The following is a 24,674-nucleotide window of genomic DNA, read 5'->3' as shown; positions in this document are numbered from 1 at the left end:
GGCTGATACTTCAGATCTAAATGCTGCCAGGTATAGGTATGAGAGAGAAAGATAAACAGCCGCGGCCGCGGTGGAAATGCGCTGTAGCAGGTGTGATGCTCGGCATCACTTGCCTGTCAGGTATAAGCTGTTTCAGTCTCAGTACACAGGCATCGCAGTCTGATGTAAAGGTATGGCAAGTGAATTCTCTGACGTCGATTGCGGGGCATCAGCCGACTGTGTGGGGGAGCCCAGAGGTAATCAATGCAGGGGAGCATGGACTGGCGATTGCATTTGATGGTATAGACGATGGGTTGCTGATTAACTCTAACCCGATTGCCGGAGCAGAGGAGTTTGAAATAGAGGTGGAGTTTAAGCCCTTTGCTGGCTATCCTGAAAACGTGGAGCAGCGCTTTCTGCACATACAGGACCCTGCTAACCCGGATCGGAGAATTTTGATCGAGCTTCGGCTCAATAACCGGCAACAGTGGTATGCCGACTTCTTCATGCGGACCGAAAACGCAGCCCTTACCCTGATCGACTCTACCAAGACCCATCCGGTTAATGAATGGGCAACCATCAAACTACATTACAGCAAGGGTCAGATGAAAGGCTTTGTAAATGGATTTGAAGAGGTGTCGGGAGAGATTACTTACCTGCCCATAAGTCCTTCTGCCAGCACTTCCATTGGCACCCGCATGGATAAGCGCTCCTGGTTCAAGGGTGCGATCAAAACTGTACGTTTCAGCACAAAGTAATTTATCACCTGCTAAGCTTGGGTATATAAAAAAGGCCGGTTCCTCCTAAGAAGAACCGGCCTTCACCTCATTTAACAAACGCAATAACAATCTATTATCAATCAGGCGTATTACAGTGATACGCCACGTTTCCAAGGTATAAAGTCATCCTGACCCAACTGCTGGGCTTTAGACTGGATGTTGCCACTGGCTACTTCAATGATATAGTCCAGCATCGCCTCACCCATCTCTTCAATGGTTTTCTCACCGGCTATCACCGGGCCTGTGTCCACATCAATGATGTCTGGCATACGCTGGGCCAGTTTCGTGTTGGACGACACCTTGATCACCGGAGCGATCGGGTTGCCAGTCGGCGTGCCGAGCCCTGTTGTAAAGAGTATGATGTTGGCGCCCGACCCAGCCATGGCTGTTGTGCTTTCCACATCGTTGCCCGGCGTGCAAAGCAGGTTCAAACCCGGACGGGTTGCATATTCTCCATAGTCCAGTACATCCACTACAGGGGAGGTACCACCTTTCTTGGCCGCACCCGCCGACTTGATCGCATCTGTAATCAGGCCGTCTTTGATGTTGCCCGGACTTGGGTTCATGTCGAAGCCAGAGCCTACTGCTTCTGCAGCACGCGCATAGGCACGCATCAGGTGCACGAACCTATCAGCAGTCTCGTCACTCACACAGCGGTTGATGAGCTCCTGTTCAACACCACATAGTTCCGGAAACTCCGACAGCATGGACTTGCCGCCTAATGCCACTACCAGGTCCGACACATGGCCGACCGCTGGGTTAGCCGAAATGCCAGAGAAGCCATCAGAACCACCGCACTCCAGTCCGATCACCAGTTTGCTGAGCGGTGCGGGCTCACGCTTTTGTTTATTGGCCTCTACCAGCCCCAGGAAGGTGCGACGTATGGCCAGTGTCAGCAGTTCCTGCTCGGTACCCTCTTTCTGTTGCTCGAGTATAATGAGCGGTTTCGTGAAATTCGGGTTAAGAGCTTTGATACGCTCCTCCAGAATAGGCACCTGCGCATTCTGGCAACCCAGACTCAAAATCGTAGCGCCTGCCACATTCGGGTTGTGGATATAGCCGGCCAGAAGGGCGCAAAGCATATCCGAATCCTGACGAATGCCGCCGCAGCCGCCTTCGTGTGTCAGGAACTTGATGCCGTCGATGTTCTCAAAGATGCGCTGTTGTCCGTTAGAAGCAACTGAATTGAGCGGTAGTTTGGCTATTTCGTGTGTCTTGCCGGCCTGGTAAAGATCCACCATCTGCTGCACATACGACTTGTACAGGTCCTGGTGCCCAAAGCCGAGCGTCTCCATGAAAGCCTGCTTGATGGTTTCCACGTTACGGTTTTCGCAGAATACCAGCGGTATCACAAGCCAGTAGTTACCTGTGCCTACCTGTCCGTCTTTGCGGTGATAGCCCAGGAAAGTCTTGTCCACCCACTTCGATACGTCTGGTGCCTGCCAGCCAATGGTTTTGGTCTTACCTGTGAATCCTGATACCTGGTGCTTGACGTTGCCGGTAGTCAGGATGCCGCCGGCAGGTATAGCCTCCACAGCCTTGCCCACCAGCGAGCCATACATGATGATCTCCTGGCCCGGCGTCAGTTGCTGTTCGGCAAACTTATGCTTGGCAGGTATATTCGCCACAATCCCGATCTGTCTGCCATTGAATTCTACCACCTCACCTGCCTGCAGGTCTGTCAAGGCGACCAGCACATTATCCTCCGGATGAATCTTTAAAGTATTATTTGCCATGCTTATAAAATGCTCTTGTGTGCAATCGATTGCGCACTAAGACAATTATACATAAGTTTTTTGGGAAATGAAAAATTTTAAGACAGAAGTTTTGCTTATATAAAAGGGAGGGGAGCTCTTTTCTTCTCCATAATGATAAAATTCAACGCAGTCACTGCAATGGCTGTCGGGCTAATTCAACTATTCTGATAGCATGAGCTGATACGAGCTAGTGTGCTAGTAGGAATCTGGGATAATAATATTGTTCCGGCGTAACCCGGATTTCTCAGATTCAGCGAACCTAAACCATCAGGGATGCTAAATCAAATGCCGCAACTGAAGCCATGCTTATTCCAAGCTGCATCTCGACAATTGGAGAGATCTGGATTTTTTCAAAACCTAGGCACTATTCTAGATTTCTCCCCAATAGAGGGTTCCTATCCCAAGTCGAAATAACAGAGATTCCTTCAGTTGACGGCATTGCCCTCTCGCTACGCTTGCCTCCTTCTATGCATGTCTTGAACCCAGCCGTGAAATAGTTTAGGTATAGGCACCCTTTCGTAAACGGTTTGGGAAAGAAGCTTGAGTAAGATGAAAAAGGAGGAAATCTGAATTTGAGGGGAGTTTGCCAAAAGCCATAGGCCAGCATGACCAGCAGGATTAAGGAGAGTATAGCGTACAGGTATATAGCTCCCGGTAGATCAGAGAAAATTTCTTTCTATTTATTTAAATAGTATAGCTCTACTGCGCCTAGTGTACCCGTTATGCATTCTCAACAGTACTCTGCGGTACATAAAAATGACGGTGAGGCGAACCTTTTTAAAATAATTGATGTATATACATTTAAAGTCTATACATTTATTGTAAGTTTGTAGTAGAAAACATTTTAACCCAAATAAAAGATAAGATTATGGCAATCGTAAAATGGTCAGTAGACCCAACGCACAGCGAAGTACAGTTTAAAGTAAAGCACCTGATGATCACGACCGTGACAGGTTATTTTGAAAAATTCACGGTAGAAGCTGAGAGCGAAGACGAGAACTTCAACGGTGCCAGCAACATTGTGTTCACGGCCGATGTGAACTCAATCAGCACCAACAATGAGCAGCGTGATACGCACTTGAAATCAGGCGATTTCTTTGATGTAGAGAAGCACGACGAGATTCGCTTTGTAGGCAGGAATTATGAGCTTAACGGCAATGGGGAAGCTAAACTGCATGGCGACCTGACTATCCGCGACGTGACCAAGCCTGTGACAGTAGACGTGGAGTTTGGCGGTACGGTAGTAGATCCTTACGGACAGCACAAAGCAGGCTTTACAGTAACTGGTAAGATCAGCCGTAAAGAGTTCGGTCTAACCTGGAACGCGGTAACAGAAGCCGGCAGCGTGGTAGTGAGCGACGAGATCAAGCTGCAGGCTGAAATACAGCTGGTGAAGCAGGGCTAAGTTTGCACATTGTCATTTCGGATGCTATGAGAAATCCGGATAATAAATGCCTTCAAGTTTCTCACTACATCCGAAATGACATCTTAACTCCCACCTCGCGTATACCTTTTAACAGCTAAACAATATTACCATGGAAGACAGAATTTTAGGACTTCACCATATCACAGCCATTGCTGATTCAGCAAAAAGCAACCTGGACTTTTATACCAAAGTGCTCGGCTTAAGGCTGCTCAAAAAGACGGTTAACTTCGACGACCCCGGCACCTATCACCTCTATTATGGCGATGAGGCGGGCAGTCCGGGAACCATCCTGACCTTCTTCCCTTACGCAGGTGCACGTCGTGGCAAGGCTGGTACAGGTATGGCCACGCACATTGGCTACGCTGTGCCCGAGGGCAGTTTCGACTTCTGGATGAAACGCTTCAAGGAGCATGGAGTAAGCTACGGTCGCCCTGCGGAGAAATTCGGGGAGCAGTACCTGCCTTTCCAGGACCCGGACGGACTGTTGCTGGAACTGGTGATCCCTAAGAACACTGACAACCGCAAGCCCTGGGAAACCGACGAAGTGAAAGCAGACGTGGCAACCAAAGGTTTCCATAGCGTGACGCTGACATTGGGTAAGGCTGAAAAGACGGCGGCTATCCTGACCGACATCTTTGGCTATACCTTGCAGGGCCAGACAGGAAACAGCTACAGGTATAGCACCGATGCGGTGGAAGGCGCCAACAACATTGACATCGTGGAAAACCCGAATGTAAGTCGTGGAGAAGGCGGAGCAGGTACCAACCATCACATCGCTTTCCGGGTGAAAGAAGAAGAGGTGCTGATGCGATTCCGTGAAAAAGTGGCCAGCAAAGGCTTCAATATCACTGAGAAGATCGACCGCAACTACTTCTACTCGCTTTACTTCCGGGAGCCGGGCAGCGTGCTCTTCGAGATCGCGACCGACAACCCTGGCTTTGCGATAGACGAGCCGGTGGAAGAACTGGGTCAGAAACTCCTGCTGCCACCGCAGTACGAGCCGCACAGAGCCAAAATCGAAGCGGTTCTGCCAAGTCTGGACTAATGCAGTCATCTTAAACTGAACGAAAGGTATAGCATGTACACACACGAAAAGCAAGTACGCACGCAGGGCAAATCCCTGTCTGAAACTGGCAAGGCGCTGATCCTGATCCATGGGAGAGGAGCTACAGCGGCGACCATATTGCCCTTGGCGCAGGAACTGGGAGCGGATGATTTTACCTTGTTTGCGCCGCAGGCCACCAACAACACCTGGTATCCTTACAGCTTCATGGCTCCGGCCGATCAGAACCAACCCGCTTTGGACTCGGCCCTGGAACTGATCGACGAAACGGTGCAAAGCATAAAGTCACAAGGTATAGCCAGCGAGCATATCTACCTGCTCGGCTTTTCGCAGGGCGCCTGCTTAACAGCAGAGTATGCTACCCGGCACGCACAGCGCTTCGGTGGTCTGCTGATCTTCACGGGCGGGCTGATCGGTCAGGAATTGAACACGCGTAACTACAAAGGCGATTTCGAAGGTACACCGGTGTTCATTTCTACAGGGGACCCTGATCCGCATGTATCGGTAAGTAGGGTAGATGAAACCGTAAAGCAAATGGAAGGTATGGGCGCAAGTGTGACCCGCAAGGTATACCCGGGACGCCCGCACACCATCTTGCAGGAAGAGTTAGAGCTAGCCAAAAAGATACTGGCTTCTAAAGAATAGTTTAATTGTTTAGCTGTAAACGAGAGAGCCGGAAGCATCAGCTTCCGGCTCTCTCGTTTTATAAGGTATACTAATTCTGACTCTCGTAGCCAAAGTCTTTAAACGTCTTGGCGATATTCTCGTCGCTGGCTTTGCTCTTGTTCTTCCAGCTGGCATCCAGCTCCAGGGCGACCAAGCCCTTCAGATTCATCACCGCTACAAAATCATCTACATCTTTGAGAAAATCCGGCTTGCGGCGGGATGACTTGAGTGCATACTTACGGGCGAAGACATCGCCTTTGGTCTGCAGTTCGTTGCGCTTCTCGATGATGTAATTCAGTCGCTCTACCAGGTCTTTGGTGGAGCGACCGATCACCTCCGTCGCTTCCAGCGTGCCGATTGTCATGACAGTCGTACCGCCGATGGTGGTGATTTTTTTGCTGGTGGCTGGCTCGTCTATGATGACAGGGGCCACGCCCGTTACAGCGCCCATCGAGGCATTGGCCAAGGAGCGCCCTTTTTTGCCTTTGCGCGCGCGGTTATACTTCTTCTTCAGGTCTTTTTCAGTTTCCTTGAGCTGCTCCATCAAGTCCCAGGCACGCACCAGGGCAGCACGATACTCGTTGTAGAGCTTCTGGTCTTTTTCGCCCTCGTTTACGGCATTGATAATGGTGATAGACACGGTGCGCTCGTCGCGCTTGTTGGATTTGTCCAGCACAAAAAAGGTCATCTCAAAAGCCACAGAGTCGAGCGGGTCGCGCACAAATTCGTAGCCCGGCCGCCATATGAATTCATACTGCGAAGGTGTATTTTTTACCAGGGCTGAAGCCGGCACGTTGGTGTTCGTTGATATAAAGCTGAAAGAGGCGATGTCAGCCTCCCCGTTCGGGTCATAGATCTGGAACTTGATGTTCACAGTAGCGTCCTCTTTGTATACAAAACGCTTCTGGGACGGGATCATCTGTAGGGTAGGGGGCAGGTCCTGCTGTGTTACTTCCACTTTGAACGAACCACGGGTACGGGCCTTGGCTGGCTGGTCTTCTACATAAAACTCTACTTTGATCGGGTTGTTGCGGAGGCGGTTGAACTGCGTAAGCGAAGGCTTCCAGGTAAACTCGCCCTGCGCCGAAAGCTTGGCACCCTCCGGCATACCGTCCGCAATGGCTACAAACACGATCGGGTCCTCGTCTTCGTCCTGTACCGCCGCTGACTCAATGGTATAAGTATTCTGGGTATTGTAGCGTACATAAAGCGGCTTTAGTTCGCCCACCACTGGCGGCCGGTTCACGTGCTCTACTTTAAAGTCTACGACCTGGCTGGCGCTCTCGTCTTTTTCGTTGCGGACTTCAAAGATCACCTGCAACACACGGCCTCCACTCAGGCGGTCCACAAAATCGTAGCTGGGCGTCCAGGAGAAATAGCCGGTTGAGTCGAAGACCATGCCATCGACTTTGCCTTGTTTGATGCTATACCTGAAATCGGTGCCCGTGCCACCGCTGGCCTGCACGTCGAATTCGAGCTTCTGTCCCTCTTTGAGCACGTTCCAACCGGGGTCAGTGGGGAACTGCAGCTTGATAGGCGATGATCTGGAAGATTTGCCGGAGGGTGTGTCCTGGGCAATTGCTTGGCTGATAAGTAGTATCAGGAGAGAAAAAAGAAGTAGACTCTTTTTCATATAAGGTGAATTGTGCAATAAGGTGCGTAGAGAATGCTTAAACTTTTATTCGGCCCTTAGGATCGGGTAGGAGCAAGGCTTCAGAATGGTACTAAAGCCGCATAGCAGCGCAGCGCGTCCTGAGATAGCGAATCGTGGCTTCCGCTGCAAAGTGGGTGCTATATGAAAGACAAAGTTTGAACATGCTCTTTTAGAAGCCTCTAAGTTAGCAAAGACTTCTGCGTTTATCAAAGCAGGCTCTCTTCTAAAATTTCAGGCAGCCTTGTTCTGAATAGTGATAGGGAAAAATAGGATACATAATTGTAATATACCAGGTGTTAAGATGTGCGGTATAGGTCTGGGTCGTGATGAAGTGTGTCCGTAGAGTTTGTATATTTAGGAGCCTGTTATCATCAGCCCTGCTAAACACCTGAAAGTTTTTTACGTTTGAAGTCAGGCCTGTAAAGCTGATGTGCGGTACGGGTAATTTGTGCTGCATTTCGAGGCAGTTATGTAGGTGGCCGATGTATACCTGAACTTAACCACACATGAATATGGTGCAGGAAATTATTACTCAATTTAGAGCGCGCTTTAAAGAAGAACCAGTAGTGGTCCGCTCACCCGGTCGGGTAAACCTGATCGGCGAGCACACGGACTACAACGAGGGCTTTGTGTTGCCAGCTGCTATCAACAAGGAGATTTACTTTGCTTTGGCTCCGAATAACAGCAACACGTTTCGGGTATACGCTCACGACCTGCAGCAGGAAGCGGAGTTCGATTTGAGTCAGGTAAAACGGACAGATCTGAGTTGGGCGAATTACCTGCTGGGTGTGATCGCGCAGCTGCAGCAGGCCGGATACGAAGTGAAAGGATTCGACCTGGTGTACGGCGGTAATATTCCGATAGGGGCCGGGTTGTCGTCTTCAGCGGCCGTGGAGTGCGGACTGGCTTTTGGGCTGAACCATGTCTTCGGCTATACTATACCTAAGTTTGACTTGGTGAAGATGGCGCAAATGGCCGAGCATACCTATGCCGGGGTGCGCTGCGGCATCATGGACCAGTTTGCCAGCATGTACGGCCGTCAGCAGCACGCCGTTAAGCTCGACTGCCGCTCTATGGAGTTCGACTACTACCCGCTGGACATGGCGGACTATCGCATCGTGCTTTGTGATACGCAGGTAAAGCACAGCCTGGCCTCGTCGGAGTATAACACCCGCCGGCAGGAGTGCGAAGCCGGTGTAGCCCTGCTGCAGCACCACTACCCGCAGGTGCGCTGTTTGCGTGACGTTACCGTAGCTATGCTGGAGCAGCACCAGGAAGAGTTTAACCCGGTTGTATACAAGCGATGCACTTATGTCGTGTACGAGAACATCCGTGTGGAGGAAGCCTGTCGGGCACTGGAGCAGGGCGATCTGCATACCTTTGGTGAAAAGATGTACGCCTCGCACCATGGTTTGCAGCACGACTACGAAGTGAGCTGTCAGGAACTGGACTTTCTGGTAGACCAAACGAGTGACATGGATGAGGTGATGGGAGCCCGTATGATGGGCGGTGGTTTTGGTGGCTGTACCATTAACCTCGTGAAGCTGGACGCACTAGAGGTCTTTACGCAGAATATGGAGGAAGCTTACAAGCTGCGGTTCGGCATTAACCTGAAAACTTATGTGGCCGAGATTGTGGATGGGACAAGTATGGTACAAGCGTAATTATTAAAACCTTGGTGAAATGAATAACCGGTATGGCAGTAGGTTTAGTATCTAACTGTTGCCACCAGGGGCTGCTGCCACCAGGATTCTTTCAGAATGACAAAGAAATAAAATGGACTTGCTCTCGAAGCAGTAATCTAATTAAACAGACCATGGCTACTTTTGATCTGGCAGAGCATCCGCATCGCCGCTACAATCCGCTCATCGGTGAGTGGGTGCTGGTATCGCCGCACCGTTCCAAGCGCCCCTGGCAGGGACAGCAGGAGGAGGAGAGTTGCGAGACACGCCCCGAGTATGATCCCAGCTGCTACCTGTGCCCCACCAATACCCGCGCCAACGGCGAGCAGAACCCTGCTTATACCTCCACTTATGTGTTCGACAACGACTTCGGTGCCTTGCAGGCTGATGTACCGCAGGGGGCCTATGTGGTGGGCGACCTGATTCGAGCAGAGAGCGAGCGTGGGATTTGCCGGGTCATCTGCTTCTCGCCAAGGCACGACCTGACATTGGCAGACATGGAAGCTGCTGACATCCGCCAGGTAGTGGACCTCTGGCAAAAGGAGTATGCCGAACTCAGGAGTCTGGACTTCATCAACTACGTACAGATATTCGAGAACAAAGGGAGCATTATGGGTTGCAGCAACCCGCATCCGCATGGGCAGATCTGGGCGCAGAGCACAGTGCCGGTAGAGCCAGCCAAGGAAACCGCGCAACAGGCCCAATACTTTGAAAAGCACGGGCACAGTCTGCTGGCTGATTACCTGCAACTGGAGCTGGAGCAAGGAGAGCGCATCGTAGTGCAGAACGAACACTTCGCTGCGCTGGTGCCATTTTGGGCGGTGTGGCCTTTCGAAACCATCATCATCAGCAAACGCCATTTTCAGCACATCGGGCAGATGGCTGATGAAGAGAAGGATGGCTTCAGTCAGATCATTCAGTCGCTCACGGCCACGTACGACCGGGTGTTTGGGGTGTCATTCCCTTACTCTTCGGGCATCCACCAAAGTCCTACCGACGGACATGAATATCCAGGCTGGCACTTTCACATGCATTTCTACCCGCCACTGCTGCGCTCGGCCACTGTCAAGAAGTTCATGGTAGGTTACGAGATGATGGGCAATCCGCAGCGCGACATCACGCCCGAAGCGGCTGCCAAAGTGCTGCGGGACCTCGTGAAGTCGGCATAGATTCAACTAACAGGAGCTGAACGAAAATTACTGCTTCTGCATGTACTATTTATTGAATCTAATATTCTATATTAGCTATTCTAAATAACCATGCAATGAATTTTTCTACACTGGATTTTGCCATTTTCATTGGCTACTGTGTGCTCATTATAGCGGTCGGCATATGGGTGTCCCGCGAAAAGAAAGGCCACATCAAAAACTCAACGGACTACTTCCTGGCCAGTAAGTCCCTGCCCTGGTGGGCGATCGGGGCTTCGCTCATCGCCTCCAACATCTCGGCCGAGCAGTTCATCGGTATGTCGGGCTCCGGTTTTGCCATTGGTCTAGGTATAGCCAGTTACGAGTTCATGGCAGCGGCCACGCTCATCATTGTAGCCAAATTCTTCCTTCCGATCTATATCAAAGAGGGCATCTTCACCATGCCGCAATTCCTAAAGCTGCGCTACGATGACCGCATCCGCACCAGTCTGGCCATTTTCTGGATCATGCTCTACATTTTCGTGAACCTGACCACGGTGCTATACCTGTCGGCGCTGGCCCTGAGCGTAGTATTCGGCGTGAGCACGATGTGGGCAATCGTCGGCCTTGCTGTGGTAGCAGTTTCGTACTCGATTTACGGTGGTCTTAAGGCGGTAGCCTGGACTGACGTGATCCAGGTGGTGTTCCTGATATTGGGTGGTTTGGTAACTACTTTTCTGGCACTCGATGCCGTGAGTGGTGGCGAAGGCCCTATGCGCGGTATGGCCATGCTGTTTGAGCAGGCGCCGGAGAAGTTCGATATGATCCTTTCGGAGGAGAACCCTTTCTACAAAGACCTGCCAGGTATGACCGTGCTTTTTGGAGGTATGTGGATTGCCAACATCAGCTACTGGGGCTTTAACCAGTACATCGTGCAGCGTGCCCTGGCTGCCAAAAGCCTGAAAGAAGTGCAGTGGGGCCTGGTGTTCGCCGCATTCCTGAAGCTCCTGATTCCTTTGGTGGTGGTGATTCCAGGTATAGCGGCCTTTGCCCTGAATGCCGAGATCAGCCGCTATGATGAGGCCTACCCTTGGTTGCTCAGCAACCTGGTGCCGACAGGCCTGAAAGGTCTGGCATTTGCTGCCCTGATGGCGGCGGCCCTGTCTTCGCTCAGTTCTATGATGAACTCCACGGCCACGATCTTTACCATGGACATTTACAAAGCACACCTTAAGCCGGACGCCAACGAAAAGCAATTGGTTGTGATCGGGCGACTGGTTAGTTTGACAGCTATTATCATTGCCGTACTGGTGGCAGAGCCATTGCTGGGCGGGGAGGAGCAGATCTTCCAGTTCATCCAGAAGTATACCGGCTATGTGAGTCCGGGCATTGTGGTGCTGTTCGTGTTTGGTCTTTTCTGGAAAAAGGCGACTTCCAATGCCGCGCTTGCCACGGCTATCGCTTCGGTACCTTTCAGTATTGCCATCGACCAGCTATTCCCGACCATGCCGTTCCTGGACCAGATGGGACTGGTGTTCCTGCTGCTGTCTACGTTGATGATTGTGTACTCACTTTATGAGAACAAATCGCGCGGCATCGTGCCGGCCAATCCAATCCAGTATGACAGGTCGTTGTTCCGAACAGACATGATCTTCAATGTAGCATCTTTTGCTATCGTATTGACTCTGGCTGCGATCTACATTATCTTCTGGTAAACTAATATAGAACCAGCAATTGCAAAGGGCAGGTATAGCGAGACTATACCTGCCCTTTGTTATTATCGGTTATCAAATTGATAATATGTTCCCGGTTTTTATGCATGTTTTTGCGGATTTGATAAAATAGTCAGCATAAAATTTGGTATATATAAATATAAATGAGTTAATTAGTGAAGGAAAAAGCAGGAATAGCAAAAGAGCTTGCACAAAGCTGCGTATTTCGATTATCACTTGGCCTTTATAGCAGGTCAGGTTGCCGGAGTAATTAACTAACTATGTATACTTCCTTCAAAGTAAAAGTGCTGGTAAACAGCGCACTAGCTTTAGTGCTGGCGGCCGCATCCTGCAAAGCGCCGCAACAGAGCGAAACCACGCCAGTTGCACAAAGCACTGCGACAGCCCCGGAAGCCAGGCAGGCTCCGATTGTGACCGGTGCTGACCAAACCGAAGCCTACCTGCCTTACCTGAAAGGCAAGCGTGTCGCCATGGTGGTGAACCCGACTTCCATTATCGGCAATAAACTAAGCGTAGATAGTTTGCATGCGCTCGGAGTGAACATTGTGAAAGTGTTCGGCCCTGAACACGGCTTCAGAGGTGATGCCAGTGCTGGCATTAAGGTGGAGGATAGTGTGGACCCCAAAACAGGTATACCGGTGGTGTCGCTTTATGGTAAGCGCAACAAGCCTACAAAAGAAGACCTGGCCGATGTAGACCTGATGATTTTTGATATACAGGATGTAGGCACCCGCTTCTATACCTATACCATTACGCTGCACCGTGTGATGGAAGCCTGCGCCGAAAACGGTGTGGAGCTGATGGTGCTGGACAGACCTAACCCCAATGGTTTCCTGATAGATGGTCCGATTCTGGAGCCTGAGAACAAATCAGGGATTGGCATACATCCTATACCTATTGCGCATGGCCTGACGGTGGGCGAGTTTGCCCAAATGATCAACGGCGAAAAGTGGCTGGCAAATGGCGTGCATTGTAAGCTCAAGGTTGTGAAGGTTAAAAACTACGACCATGACATGCCTTATGGCTTGCCCGTATGGCCGTCTCCAAATCTTAACACACAGCAGTCCATTCTGTTATACCCTTCCACCTGCCTATTTGAAGGCACGATTTTCAACCACGGTCGTGGTACGATGTTTCCTTTTACAGTGCTGGGTCATCCAATCATGAAAGATAAATACTCCTTCAGCTATACCCCCACAGGTATAAAAGGCATGGCTGAAACGCCTTTGCATCAGGACAAGGTGTGTTACGGGCTGGATCTGCGCAACTATGATGTAAACACCTTCCGGGAAACAGGTAGAATCAACCTGAGCTGGATGATCGAGCTTTATCAAGCCTATCCGGATAAGGAGCGGTTCTTTGATCAATCGCAGAGCAATCAGATCGGTAACATTGACCGGCTGGCAGGAACTAAAAAGTTTAGAGAACAGATCATAGCAGGTGTCTCGGAAGAAGAGATTCGGCAGAGCTGGGAGCCAGGGCTGAGCCAGTACAAAGAGAAGCGCAAAAAGTATCTGCTATATCCTTGATGCCGGAAACCGGCCGGATTGAAAAATTTCGAGACATAAGTACAGTTGCTGTTAGCCTGATCAGAAGCTTGTGTAATATGTTATGGGTTAACAGGTTGCTGGAATCAGTTGCGATAACACGGTTTGTAGCCTTATGTTATGAAGGTTTTGTTTGTGATGGGTTTGCCGAAGTTTGCATGTTTGTTCAAGTGGCCTAGCTAGCTGTATCAGTGGGGATGCTGTTTTAAAAGCTAATTGAGCAGGTTTCTGTTGCATATAAGGCGTAATTAGATTTATTGTTAAAAATTATATTAAATAAATCTATTTTTATATGCATGAATTTGCGTTTTTGCGTATAGTATCATATTGCTGCTTTTTTCTTTTTTAGTTAAAATCATTGCAATAACCTGTGTGCTGTATTCCTTTTTTAGTAGCTTTAATGTGAGTTTAATATATACTGACATACAGGGATATTAATGTAGCTGGCTGAATTGTATTTTGTTGATATGATTTGCTGTGATGCTTAGCCGGAGAGTTGGAGAGAGTTTATTCTATGTTTTACCTATAACCTATAATCAATCTACCCACAATAATCTTAACCAATAGCCACGTAGTTATGATGAAAAAATTACATTGTTACCTATGGGGGATATGTTTCCTCCTGTTTCACTTTACAGCCAATGCCCAGAGCACGACTGTGACCGGCACGGTAACTGCCGCCTCCGACAATACCCCGCTACCTGGAGTGACGGTAGCCGTTAAAGGCCAGCCGCGTGGTACGAATACCGACACGGATGGCAAATTCTCCATTTCTGTGACACCTTCTGATGTATTGGTGTTCAGCTTTATCGGTATGAAACCTGCTGAGAGACCTGTGGGTACTAACACAGTAATCAATGTTGCACTGCAAGCCAATGCTGAGAGTTTGAGCGAAGTAGTTGTAACAGCCCTTGGTATCAAGCAGGAAAAGAAAGCGCTCGGTTACGCCGTAACAGAGGTTAAAGGTGCTACCATTGCACAGACACAGCGCGAGAACTTCGTGAACGGCCTTGCCGGTCGTGTGGCTGGTGTGGAAGTAAACGCTTCTTCTGGTCTGCCAGGTTCTTCTTCTTCTATCGTAATCCGTGGTATCAGCTCCCTAAGCGGTAACAACCAGCCACTGTTCGTAGTAGACGGTCTTCCGATCAGCAACAACACAACTTCTACAGGCGTGTTTGCTTCTTCTATCGGTGCCGGTTCCCGTTCATTCGAGAACAGAGGTGTTGACTTCACTAACCGTGCAGCTGACATCAACCCAGAGGATATCGAAAGCATCACAGTTCTGAAAGGCCCTGAAGCGGCCGCTCTTTATGGTATCGAGGCTGCCTCTGGTGCGATCGTTATCACAACCAAGCGTGGTCAGGCTGGCAAAGCCCGTATCAACTACAGCAACAGTTTCCGTCTGGATCGTATCGTGCGTTACCCTGAAATTCAGCAGAAGTACGACAGAGGTATTAATGGCTATACAGTTGAGCAAGGTGAGAGTATCGGATTTTTCGGTGCCCCTTATCCATCAGAAGTTCAGTTTTATGACAACGTGAAGAACTTCTTCCAGGACGCTTTCACACAAAAGCATAACCTGGCCTTTACTGGTGGCAATGAAGCGGCGCAGTACCGCATCTCCGGTTCTTTCACAGATGCACAAGGCTTCATTCCAAATACAGGACTAGAGCGTATTACCCTTTCTTCAGCGATCACAGCGAAACTGAGCAAATATCTGTCAACAGATGTAACTTTCGACTATACCCGTTCTGACAACGACCAGGCTTTCAGAGGTGCCGGTGGTCCATTGCTTCAGTTGCTACGTTGGCCATCTACTGACGACGCCAGCAACTACCTAACTCCAAGTGGAGGCAGAAGAGACTATGCTCCATTCGCAACAGCTGTTGAAAACCCATATTTCAACGTAAATAAGAACATCTTCAACTCTCTGACAGACCGTTATAGACTGAACGCCAGCCTTACGGCGGATGTGACAGACTGGATGAAACTCGTTGGTCAGGCAGGTGTTGACTACTATACCGAGAAAAACACGATCGTACGTCACCCAGAGTCAAATGCTGGTCGCTCGTTCGGTGGTATCTTCGACCAGGCGGTAGTTACAAACCGTAACCTGACGTTCCAGTACTATGCTCAGTTCACGGCACCTACGCTGTTCAACGACAAGCTGCGTACTGACCTGAAAGTGGGTAGTACAGTGTACGACTGGAACACATTTAGTGCTGCCGCTACTGGTGAGCAGTTCATGGCCCCGGATCTGTACTCGATCAACAACACAGCTCTTACCACACAGCGTGCTTACAACAACCTGACGCAGCGTCGTCTGGTAGGTGCCTGGGGCAGCTTCAACGCCAGCTACAACGACATAGTATACTTGACGTTGACGGGCCGTAATGACTGGAGCTCTACGCTTCCGGTTGAAAACAATTCTTTCTTCTACCCATCAGCCGCTTTGAGCTTTGTGTTCACCGAGTTGGAGCCATTCCAGGGTATTAAAAATGTGCTTTCTTTCGGTAAGTTGAGAGGCTCTATTGCCCAGGTAGGTAAAGATGCAAGGCCATACAGTCTGCGTCCGTTCTATGAATCAGCACAGACTACGGGTGGTGGCTTCCGTTACGGTTTCACAGGCCCAAGCCTGAACCTGCGTCCGGAAATGACGACTTCTTACGAATTCGGTACAGAGTTGAAGTTCTTCAACGACCGTTTCGGTATCGATGCGACCTATTTCAAGAAGAAATCTGTTGACCAGATCGTACAGAACTTGCGTCTGAGCTACGCTACAGGTTTTGTATTGATGACCTTCAACGCCGGTGAGATGGAGAACTCAGGTATAGAGCTCCAGTTGAACGGTACGCCGGTGCAGAACAGCAACTTCACGTGGGATGTATTGCTGAACTACACAAAGAACAACAGCAAGCTGACGAAACTGCCTGGCGATGTGCAGGAGTTCTACAATTCTGACACCTGGTTGTATGGCAACGTGCGTGTAGGTTCCCGTTTGGATGGTCCGCTTACAACCTTTACAGGTTATGACTATCAGCGCAACGACAACGGTGATGTATTGATCAACCCATCTACTGGTTTGCCTTTGTTGAACACGAGCGAGTGGGTAGTGGTAGGTGATCGTAACCCAGATTTCAACATCGGTCTGACAAACACATTTACTTACAAGAACCTGTCGCTTAACTTCCTGCTTGACATCCGCAAAGGAGGTGACGTGTATAATGCAACAGAGCATTACCTAACAGTAACAGGTTTGAGCAAACGCACTTTAGATCGTGAGACACCGCGTATTGTGACTGGTGTTCTTAGAGATGGTTTGGAAAATACTGCCAACCCAACGCAGAATAACATTCCGATTGATCTTCACAGAAACTCCGATTACTGGGCTTCTATCTACCCGCACCAAAATTTCGTCGAGAAGGATGTGAACTGGGTACGTTTGCGTGACGTGACATTGAACTACCGTATGCCGACTAGTATCATGCAGCGTGTGAAGTTCATCGAAGACCTGAACGTGTTTGTAACTGGTACAGATCTGTTCCTGATCACAAACTACTCTGGTCTGGATCCGGTAGCAAACGGTAACTCTGCTGCAGTAGGTGGCGCCGGTGGTGGTGGCCTCGACTATGGTAACTTCCCGTTGCCAAGAGGAATTAACTTTGGAATTAGAGCAGGATTTTAATTAAGATGAAAATGAGAAAGATAGTATTTGCTTCTCTTATAGCGGCCAGCGTGTTTTCGGCATCTGGCTGTAAAGATTACCTAGATGTAAACACAAACCCGAACGGTCCGGATGCTTTGCTGCAGCCGGAGCTGTTCCTCCCTCAGATACAGTCTGAAATGGCAGTAGCCGTGCAGTGGGATGGTCGCTTTGCCGGTCAGTATGTGCAGAACTGGGCATCAACTGTGACAAACAATGCTGTTGATCAGCATGGTAACCCACTGTCAGATTCTTATGCGCAGCTTTGGAGAGCGGTGTACTGGAGCATGGGCTACAACCTGTCAGACATGATTGAGAGCGGCGAGCGCAGCAAGAAGTACGATTTTGTAGGAGTTGGACATGTTATGCGCGCTTACGGATGGCAAAACCTGACCGATTACCATGGTCCGGTGATCATGACAGAGGCTTTTGACCCTGACAAACGTGTGTTCAACTACGATGAGCAGGATGTTGTATACCCTGAAATCAAGCGTCTGTTGGAAGAAGGCATTAAGAGCCTGGAGCGTACAGATGGTCTAGATGCTGCAAGCTCTGGCTTATCTAAGAGCGACTTGATTTATGGAGGTAATCGTGAGCAGTGGAAGCGTTTTGCATACGGCCTACTAGCTATCAATGCACACCGCCTGACAAACAAGCCTTCTTATGACCCGAACAAAGTAATCGAGTACGTAGATCAGGCACTTGCCAGCAACGCTGACAATGCTTTGATTCGCTTCGAAGGAACTGTTAGCGCGAACACAAGCTTCTTTGGTCCGCTTCGTAATAACATAGCTTCCAATCGCCAGACAAAATACATCGTTGGATTATTGGATGGTACTAACTCTGAGCTGACCGATAGTGGTTTGCAGGGTGCAGATCCTATTTTCGAAGGCCAGCACTTGAAGGATCCACGCATCACAGCCATGTTGGCTCCTTCTCCGGATGGCGAGTACAGAGGAATTACTCCTACTTTGGGACTGTCTGAGTTTCCTAACTCAACCGATCCGCGCATTCCTAAAAACCTGTGGAATGCGACAGGAGTTTCTACTGTGCCAACTGGTCCTCAAATCTATTTCTTCGCAAATGCAGCCAGATTCCCGCTGATGACCTATTCACAGCTGCAGTTTATTAAGGCTGAAGCCGCTTGGATTGCTGGTAAGAAGGACATCGCTCTTCAAGCATACAGAAATGGTGTAATTGCGCATATCGATTTTGCACGCACTTACGCTCCCGATCCTGCTGTGTATGATGAGCGTAAGGAAGCATATTTGGCCAGTGAGGTTATGATGCCATCAACATCTGCCGGTTTAACACTTTCTAAGATCATGCTGCAGAAGTATATCGCGACTTGGGGTTGGGGTTTCCTTGAGACCTGGTCTGATATGAGAAGATATCACTACAACCAAGACGAAGAAGTTTATACTGATTTTGTATTGCCTAACACACTGAACGTAGCAAATATGGGCAAACCTGCTTACAGAGCTCGTCCGAGATACAATTCAGATTATATGTGGAACCAGGAAGCGCTTCGTGCAATGGGTGGCTTTGAGGAGGACTACCATACATATGAAACTTGGTTCAGCAAACGTCAATAATTAGATTGAAACGTTATGAGAAAGATATTAAATAGAGCAATGTTATTTATAGGAGCGAGCCTGATGCTAGCTGCCTGTGAGAAAAATGAAATACCTGAAGTAGCGAAGCCGGTAGGAGAGGGAACTTATGTTAAATTCTTCTTTCATGCTCAGGATGCCCCTCGATCTAACTTTTATTTGGACAACAATAAAGTTACTGGGGTTGCACCTACTACAGCAGGACAGGTTTTAGGGAATGCTTACGCTTCTGTCTACCCAAGTAATGCCTATGCTTTACTGCCTGCAGGTTCATATTCTATGAGCGTAATCGATACTGTTACGACAGGAAAAGGAACAGCAGATGTTTTGGCTAGCACATCTGTAAACCTTGCTAACAATAAGTTCTATTCTGCTTATTTAGTTGGTACAAAGCCTAACTTTGATGCCTTCGTGATTGAAGATGAACTGCCACCAGCTGACAACACCAAAATTTGGTGGAGGTTTGTAAATACCATGGCTAACATCCCTTTTGCAGTAGACGCCTACGCCGTGCGTGCGGCAATTCCAGCAACAGATAACTCCCCTGCTGAACCTATGGAAATAGTTGAGCTAGGTAAGAATATCGACTTCAAAGGTTATAGCCAGTATGTAGAATTGAAGAGAGGTGTTTATACTTTCAAGGTATTTCCATCAGGCACTGAGTATGATCCGGCTACTACGCCAGCATTCATTCAAAACTCAGTAACATTGGCAAGTTTAGGTCGTGTATATTCGACCCAGATCAGAGGCACTTACACCGAGAAGCCTGCAACCAGCAACATTGATTACTGGAGAGAGAGATAAGGTGGTAAACCCGGGGCAGCGCTGGTCCCGGGTTATTTCCCACTTTTCCTTTCTGCATAAGGCAAGTAGGTTTCAGCCCTGGCTTGCATCCTAGTACAAATAGTGATAGATTAGCTTACGAATAGTTTTATCAACATGAAAGAGCCCCTCCTTTACTAAACCTATTGGAGGGCTTTTTTTTAGCCACCCTATACCCAACCGGAACAATGATTAGAAACTTTACACTTTTAGCCGCCCTGCTACTCAGTTCAGTCAGCCTGTTTGCACAGGTTTCAAAAGATCCTCCCAAGCGTGAGTTCAGAGGCGTGTGGATTGCCACGGTGCAGAACATCGACTGGCCTTCCAAGCCAAAGCAGGGGGTAGACTCCCAGCAGCAGATGCAGGAACTGGTCGACATCTTCGACACCCATCAGAAAACAGGTATAAATGCTGTGATGCTGCAAGTGCGTCCTTCGGCCGACGCGTTCTATGCCAAAGGCCGTGAGCAGTGGAGCATGTTCCTGACCGGCAAGCAAGGCACGCTGCCGGAGCCATTTTACGATCCGCTGGAGTTTGCCATTGAAGAGGCGCATAAACGCGGCATGGAACTGCATGCCTGGATCAACCCCTACCGGGCTTCCACCAGCCTCGTAGACTCGCTGGTAAGCACCGAGCACATATCCCGTATCCAGCCGGACTGGTTTTTTACCTACGGCGACAAAAAATACTTTAACCCCGGCATACCTGAGGTGCGTCACTACCTCGTGGATGTGATCATGGATGTGGTGCGCAACTACGACATCGACGGCATCCACTTCGACGACTACTTTTACCCTTATCCGGGCAAAACTGCCCTGCCAGACTCCATCACTTATATGTTGCATGAGCAAGGCATTAAGAACATTGAAGACTGGCGCCGCAACAATGTGGACCAGCTGATCAAAGACCTCTCAGAGGCGATCAAGAAAGAGAAGAAACATGTGAAGTTCGGTATCAGCCCGTTTGGTATCTGGCGCAACAAGTCACAGGACCCGCAGGGCTCTGAGAGCAATGGCTTGTCAGGGTATAGCGCCTTGTATGCCGATGCCCGCAAATGGGTGCAGGAAGGCTGGATAGATTATATCAACCCGCAGCTGTACTTCCCCTTTGGCTATACCCCGGCACCTTACGAAAAACTGTTGGACTGGTGGGCCGACAATGCCAGCGGCAAGCACGTATACATAGGCCAGGGTGCATACCGTGCCATGGAAGACCGCGAAGGCTGGCGCGACAGGCAACAGCTGCCAAACCAGGTGCGCTACCTGCGCGAAAACCCGCGCGTGCAGGGCAGTGTGTATTTCAGCTCACGCTCCCTTACCAACAACCTGGCTGGTTTCCGCGATTCCCTGCAACACGACCTGTACCGCTATCCAGCCCTGCAGCCGATTATGCCTTGGTTAGGTATGGCCAAACCTGCCAAGCCAGTTAGTCTGCGCGAAGACAAGTTCCTGCTCTTCTTACCGCGACTTCGCAAGGCAATCATTAAATGGGATTACCCGGATCAGGAAGAGGATGTGTATGGTTTTGTGGTATACCGCTTCGACGAAAACGAACCGATCAACCTGGAACATGCCCGCAACATTCGCCACATCCAATTCAACGATTACGAACTGGGATTCCATGACGAGACAGCCGAACGCGGAAAGACCTACAAGTATGTGGTGACATCCATCGACAGGTTGAAAAATGAGAGTAAGCCTTCTAATGTTTACTTAAAAAAACTACGCTAGCCTTATGAAGAACAGGAAAAAGACCATACTGGCGCTGGTGCTGACGACGATGATCGTGGCGGCCAACGCCATTGCGTTCTCGAACAAAGCTACTCCTGCTATCGAGGAGGCAGGTATAGTCGCCAAAGGTCCTGCCTGGATCCGCATTAACCAGCTAGGCTATACCCCTCAAGGTATAAAAGTAGCCGTATGGGGAAGTAAATCTAAAGAAAAGCTTCGCCGCTTTCAGCTGGTGGACGCTAGTACTGGCAAAGTAGTCTTCAAAGGCAAAGCTGGTGATGCTTTTGGTGCTTACGGACCGTTTGAGGAATCTTACCGCCTGAACTTCACCGATTATAACAAGCCGGGTACTTACTACCTGCAGGCCGGCAGTGCTAAGTCGCCCGAGTTCCGGATTGACGCCGACGTGTACAAAGGTACCGCTGATTTTGCGCTGCGTTATATGCGCCAGCAACGCAGCGGCTTCAACCCTTACCTGCAAGACTCCTGCCATACCCAGGACGGCTATACCATGTATGGCCCGATGCCCGACAGCACCATCATCGACGTGTCGGGTGGCTGGCACGACGCTTCGGATTACCTGCAGTATGCCACTACTTCAGCCAATGCGACTTACCACCTGCTAGCTGCCTACCGCGACTTCCCGGGAGTGTTCACTGACAAGCACCAGGCCAATGGACTCGAAGGTACGAACGGTGTAGCCGACGTGCTTGACGAGGCAAAGTGGGGACTGGACTGGCTTGTGAAGATGCACCCACGTGAAGACTGGCTCTTCAACCAACTAGCTGACGACCGCGATCACCAGGGCATGCGGCTCCCAACGAATGACCCTGTTGACTATGGCATGGGCAATGGAGGTCCGCGACCGGTATACTTTGCCTCCGGGGAGCCGCAAGGTCTGGGCAAGTACCAGAACCGTGCGACTGGCGTTGCCTCTATTGCCGGGAAGTTCACAAGTGCTTTCGGGTTGGCCGCTCAGATTTACAGCGCCAAAGATCAGAGCCTTTCTAATCTCTTTGGCCAAAAAGCACAGTCTGCCTACAAACTGGGCCTAGCCAAACCAGGCGTTGCACAGACCGCTCCTAACAGGGCGCCTTATTTCTATGAGGAAGACAACTGGGTAGACGACATGCAACTGGGTGCAGCGGCGCTTTACCAGCTGACCGGCAAGCAGGAATTCTTCAAGCAAGCCTACAACTATGGAGTTCAGGAAAAAGTAACGCCCTGGATGGGGGCCGATACAGCCCGCCATTACCAGTGGTACCCGTTCCACAACTTCGGTCACTTTGAGCTGGCCAAAAAATCTGACGACAAGACGAAGGTGGAGTTGATCGGATTCTACAAGGAAGGTATAGAAAAGGTATACGCCAAGGCAAAGAAGAATGCCTTTTACCGTGGCGTGCCGTTCATCTGGTGCTCTAACAATCTGACCACCTCTTTTGCTATCCAAAGCTTCCTGTACCGCCAGTTATCCGGTGACCAGACGTACGCTGAGCTGGAGCAGGCAAACTTAGACTGGTTGTTCGGCACGAACCCTTGGGGGACGAGCATGGTATATGGCCTGCCAGCACACGGCGATACGCCAACAGACCCGCACTCTGCCTTCACCAGACTGAACAAGTACCCGATTGATGGAGGGCTGGTGGATGGTCCGGTGTATGGCAGCATCTTCAACAACCTGCAACATCTGAAGCTATACAGCGAGGATGCCTATGCCGAGTTTCAGTCTGACTTGGCTGTATACCACGATGACTTCGGCGACTACAGCACCAACGAGCCGACCATGGACGGTACCGCTTCGCTGATCTACCTGCTGGCATCCAAAGAGTATAGCTCACGGGAGGGGAGCCAGGCAAAAAAGTAATAGTGGATAGCCACGGAGCGATCATCCGGGGTGACACGACAGTCCGGCAGATCGCGCTAATCTTCACCGGGGATGAGTTTGCGGACGGAGGAGAAGTGATCAGCCATGTGCTGAAAAAGCACCGGGCCAAAGCTTCCTTCTTTCTAACGGGGCGCTTTTACCGCAATCCCGCTTTCAGGCCCTTGATCAGGGAGCTGAAGAAAGAGGGCCACTACCTGGGAGCGCATTCCGACGAGCACCTGCTCTATTGCGACTGGACAAAACGGGACAGTCTGTTGGTGACGCGGGAAGAGTTCAGGGAAGACCTGCGGAAAAATTACCAGCGCATGGAGGCCTTTGGTGTGAAGATGAAAGACGCGCCTTACTTTCTGCCGCCATACGAATGGTATAACCGCAGCATCAGCAACTGGACATCGGAGGAAGGTTTGCAACTGGTTAATTTTTCGCCCGGTACCCGTTCTGCCGCCGACTATACCTACCCCGAAATGGGCAACCGGTATGTGGACTCGGAAACGGTGCTGCAGTCGATCATGAGGTACGAGGCGAAAGACAGGAACGGGTTGAACGGCTTTATGCTGCTCCTGCACATTGGCACTGACCCGAGACGAACGGACAAATTTTACAATCGGCTGGACGAAATGCTCACGAAGCTGAAAGAGAAAAACTATCAATTCGTGCGGTTGGATGACTTGCTGGAGGGGAAAAAATAAGGCGCTATACCTGCGCTTTAAAGATTAGAGACAAATGAAAAAGATACTGATACTGGTGTGCGCCCTTGCCGGCTTTGTTGGTTGCCAGCAACCTGCTACCACCTCGGATACACCGCTAATACCGGAAGGTATAACCTACTTGTCGCGGGAGGAGTGGGGGGCTAATGCCCCTGTGCTGCCGATGCGACCGCATAAGCTGACAAGGCTGACGATCCATCATACCGGTGTGCCGCAGTTGTTTGACCGTAGCCTGATGGACAAGCTGCGCAATCTGCAGAAGTTCTCACAGGAAGATAGCCCCTTGGCGGATGGTCGCATGAAACCGGCCTGGGCGGATGTGCCTTACCACCTGTATGTGGATGTGCATGGGGCTGTAGGGGAGGCACGGGACCTCAACTATGCCGGTGATTCGAACACCAGTTACGATCCGGCCGGACACCTGCTGGTAGTGGTAGAGGGTAATTTTGAAAAAGAGGCGATCACGGAGGCACAGCTGAAAACGCTCGAAAAACTAGTGCCAGCCCTGGCGAAGCGCTTCGGTATACCTGCCGATAGCCTGGGGGCGCACAAGGATTTTGCTGAAACCAGCTGTCCGGGCGCTGGCTTGTATGCGGAGCTGCCACGATTCAGGCAATTAGTGAAAGGCAATTAAATGCCGGCATCAATAGCTAAACACAAGCCCGGGGTAAGTACCGGAATGTACAGATTAATAAAAAGAGGTTTTTTGCGTGTTTTTGCCGGTTTTAGAAAAAAACTTGCGAAATAGTTTGAACTTTACGAACAAGTGCTTAGTTTTATACAAAATAAAGGGACAGTATT

At 49.9% G+C, this 24,674-nt stretch carries 17 protein-coding genes; 15 read left to right on the top strand and 2 right to left on the bottom strand.

The window, feature by feature from the left end; all coding sequences use genetic code 11:
- Nucleotides 1-38: 38 nt before the first annotated feature.
- Complete coding sequence (locus Q1A54_RS10450) at nt 39-737, top strand: LamG-like jellyroll fold domain-containing protein (RefSeq protein ID WP_299987441.1); 699 nt, start codon at nt 39-41, stop codon at nt 735-737.
- A gap of 110 nt (nt 738-847) precedes the next feature.
- Here Q1A54_RS10450 and Q1A54_RS10445 read toward each other — a convergent pair whose 3' ends face one another.
- A complete protein-coding gene (locus tag Q1A54_RS10445; RefSeq protein ID WP_299987438.1) occupies nt 848-2,494 on the bottom strand; it encodes a UxaA family hydrolase in 1,647 nt (548 codons plus the stop codon).
- A gap of 889 nt (nt 2,495-3,383) precedes the next feature.
- On the opposite strand from Q1A54_RS10445, the gene Q1A54_RS10440 reads away from it, so the two are divergent.
- The 3 genes from Q1A54_RS10440 to Q1A54_RS10430 all read left to right on the top strand — a co-directional run bounded on the left by Q1A54_RS10440 (nt 3,384) and on the right by Q1A54_RS10430 (nt 5,649).
- Nucleotides 3,384-3,920, top strand: a complete 537-nt coding sequence (locus tag Q1A54_RS10440; protein ID WP_299987435.1) for a YceI family protein — start codon at nt 3,384-3,386, stop codon at nt 3,918-3,920.
- A gap of 130 nt (nt 3,921-4,050) precedes the next feature.
- Complete coding sequence (locus tag Q1A54_RS10435; RefSeq protein ID WP_299987432.1) at nt 4,051-4,986, top strand: ring-cleaving dioxygenase; 936 nt, start codon at nt 4,051-4,053, stop codon at nt 4,984-4,986.
- A gap of 33 nt (nt 4,987-5,019) precedes the next feature.
- Nucleotides 5,020-5,649, top strand: coding sequence for a dienelactone hydrolase family protein (locus Q1A54_RS10430; RefSeq protein WP_299987430.1), 630 nt, complete (start codon nt 5,020-5,022; stop codon nt 5,647-5,649).
- Between the two features lie 70 nt (nt 5,650-5,719).
- On the opposite strand, the gene Q1A54_RS10425 is transcribed toward Q1A54_RS10430, so the two are convergent.
- Nucleotides 5,720-7,303 carry a hypothetical protein gene (locus Q1A54_RS10425; protein ID WP_299987427.1) on the bottom strand — a complete coding sequence of 528 codons (1,584 nt, stop codon included), beginning with the start codon at nt 7,301-7,303 and terminating at the stop codon, nt 5,720-5,722.
- Nucleotides 7,304-7,836: 533 nt separating this feature from the next.
- Here Q1A54_RS10425 and Q1A54_RS10420 point away from each other — a divergent pair.
- The 11 genes from Q1A54_RS10420 (at nt 7,837) to Q1A54_RS10370 (ending at nt 24,507) form a co-directional block, all read left to right on the top strand.
- Nucleotides 7,837-8,988, top strand: coding sequence for a galactokinase (locus tag Q1A54_RS10420; RefSeq protein ID WP_366915801.1), 1,152 nt, complete (start codon nt 7,837-7,839; stop codon nt 8,986-8,988).
- 152 nt (nt 8,989-9,140) lie between these two features.
- Entirely contained in the window at nt 9,141-10,175 is a 1,035-nt protein-coding gene (locus Q1A54_RS10415; RefSeq protein ID WP_299987421.1) for a UDP-glucose--hexose-1-phosphate uridylyltransferase, read from the top strand.
- A 95-nt stretch (nt 10,176-10,270) separates the two neighbouring features.
- Nucleotides 10,271-11,848, top strand: coding sequence for a sodium/sugar symporter (locus Q1A54_RS10410; protein ID WP_196117351.1), 1,578 nt, complete (start codon nt 10,271-10,273; stop codon nt 11,846-11,848).
- A gap of 278 nt (nt 11,849-12,126) precedes the next feature.
- Entirely contained in the window at nt 12,127-13,395 is a 1,269-nt protein-coding gene (locus Q1A54_RS10405) for a DUF1343 domain-containing protein (RefSeq protein WP_299987417.1), read from the top strand.
- Nucleotides 13,396-13,990: 595 nt separating this feature from the next.
- Complete coding sequence (locus tag Q1A54_RS10400) at nt 13,991-17,098, top strand: SusC/RagA family TonB-linked outer membrane protein (RefSeq protein ID WP_299987414.1); 3,108 nt, start codon at nt 13,991-13,993, stop codon at nt 17,096-17,098.
- A gap of 11 nt (nt 17,099-17,109) precedes the next feature.
- Nucleotides 17,110-18,711, top strand: a complete 1,602-nt coding sequence (locus Q1A54_RS10395) for a SusD/RagB family nutrient-binding outer membrane lipoprotein (protein ID WP_299987411.1) — start codon at nt 17,110-17,112, stop codon at nt 18,709-18,711.
- Between the two features lie 15 nt (nt 18,712-18,726).
- Nucleotides 18,727-19,533, top strand: a complete 807-nt coding sequence (locus Q1A54_RS10390) for a DUF4397 domain-containing protein (protein ID WP_299987408.1) — start codon at nt 18,727-18,729, stop codon at nt 19,531-19,533.
- Nucleotides 19,534-19,739: 206 nt separating this feature from the next.
- Nucleotides 19,740-21,281 carry a family 10 glycosylhydrolase gene (locus Q1A54_RS10385; protein WP_299987405.1) on the top strand — a complete coding sequence of 514 codons (1,542 nt, stop codon included), beginning with the start codon at nt 19,740-19,742 and terminating at the stop codon, nt 21,279-21,281.
- A gap of 4 nt (nt 21,282-21,285) precedes the next feature.
- Nucleotides 21,286-23,145: a glycoside hydrolase family 9 protein gene (locus tag Q1A54_RS10380; RefSeq protein ID WP_299987402.1), complete on the top strand. Its 1,860-nt coding sequence runs from the start codon at nt 21,286-21,288 to the stop codon at nt 23,143-23,145.
- Between the two features lie 2 nt (nt 23,146-23,147).
- A complete protein-coding gene (locus Q1A54_RS10375; RefSeq protein WP_299987399.1) occupies nt 23,148-23,855 on the top strand; it encodes a polysaccharide deacetylase family protein in 708 nt (235 codons plus the stop codon).
- Between the two features lie 34 nt (nt 23,856-23,889).
- Nucleotides 23,890-24,507 carry a peptidoglycan recognition family protein gene (locus Q1A54_RS10370; RefSeq protein ID WP_299987396.1) on the top strand — a complete coding sequence of 206 codons (618 nt, stop codon included), beginning with the start codon at nt 23,890-23,892 and terminating at the stop codon, nt 24,505-24,507.
- The last annotated feature ends 167 nt before the right edge of the window (nt 24,508-24,674 follow it).

The sequence above is a fragment of the uncultured Pontibacter sp. genome, assembly GCF_947502515.1.
In the GTDB taxonomy this organism is placed as follows: domain Bacteria; phylum Bacteroidota; class Bacteroidia; order Cytophagales; family Hymenobacteraceae; genus Pontibacter.
This window is presented reverse-complemented; position numbering and strand designations above follow the sequence as displayed.

What these genes read in the sequence shown, in the direction of transcription:
- Q1A54_RS10450 (WP_299987441.1), top strand. Translation starts at nt 39, where the DNA reads ATGAGAGAGAAAGATAAACAGCCGCGGCCGCGGTGGAAATGCGCTGTA.
- Q1A54_RS10445 (WP_299987438.1), bottom strand. Translation starts at nt 2,494, where the DNA reads ATGGCAAATAATACTTTAAAGATTCATCCGGAGGATAATGTGCTGGTC.
- Q1A54_RS10440 (WP_299987435.1), top strand. Translation starts at nt 3,384, where the DNA reads ATGGCAATCGTAAAATGGTCAGTAGACCCAACGCACAGCGAAGTACAG.
- Q1A54_RS10435 (WP_299987432.1), top strand. Translation starts at nt 4,051, where the DNA reads ATGGAAGACAGAATTTTAGGACTTCACCATATCACAGCCATTGCTGAT.
- Q1A54_RS10430 (WP_299987430.1), top strand. Translation starts at nt 5,020, where the DNA reads ATGTACACACACGAAAAGCAAGTACGCACGCAGGGCAAATCCCTGTCT.
- Q1A54_RS10425 (WP_299987427.1), bottom strand. Translation starts at nt 7,303, where the DNA reads ATGAAAAAGAGTCTACTTCTTTTTTCTCTCCTGATACTACTTATCAGC.
- Q1A54_RS10420 (WP_366915801.1), top strand. Translation starts at nt 7,837, where the DNA reads ATGGTGCAGGAAATTATTACTCAATTTAGAGCGCGCTTTAAAGAAGAA.
- Q1A54_RS10415 (WP_299987421.1), top strand. Translation starts at nt 9,141, where the DNA reads ATGGCTACTTTTGATCTGGCAGAGCATCCGCATCGCCGCTACAATCCG.
- Q1A54_RS10410 (WP_196117351.1), top strand. Translation starts at nt 10,271, where the DNA reads ATGAATTTTTCTACACTGGATTTTGCCATTTTCATTGGCTACTGTGTG.
- Q1A54_RS10405 (WP_299987417.1), top strand. Translation starts at nt 12,127, where the DNA reads ATGTATACTTCCTTCAAAGTAAAAGTGCTGGTAAACAGCGCACTAGCT.
- Q1A54_RS10400 (WP_299987414.1), top strand. Translation starts at nt 13,991, where the DNA reads ATGATGAAAAAATTACATTGTTACCTATGGGGGATATGTTTCCTCCTG.
- Q1A54_RS10395 (WP_299987411.1), top strand. Translation starts at nt 17,110, where the DNA reads ATGAGAAAGATAGTATTTGCTTCTCTTATAGCGGCCAGCGTGTTTTCG.
- Q1A54_RS10390 (WP_299987408.1), top strand. Translation starts at nt 18,727, where the DNA reads ATGAGAAAGATATTAAATAGAGCAATGTTATTTATAGGAGCGAGCCTG.
- Q1A54_RS10385 (WP_299987405.1), top strand. Translation starts at nt 19,740, where the DNA reads ATGATTAGAAACTTTACACTTTTAGCCGCCCTGCTACTCAGTTCAGTC.
- Q1A54_RS10380 (WP_299987402.1), top strand. Translation starts at nt 21,286, where the DNA reads ATGAAGAACAGGAAAAAGACCATACTGGCGCTGGTGCTGACGACGATG.
- Q1A54_RS10370 (WP_299987396.1), top strand. Translation starts at nt 23,890, where the DNA reads ATGAAAAAGATACTGATACTGGTGTGCGCCCTTGCCGGCTTTGTTGGT.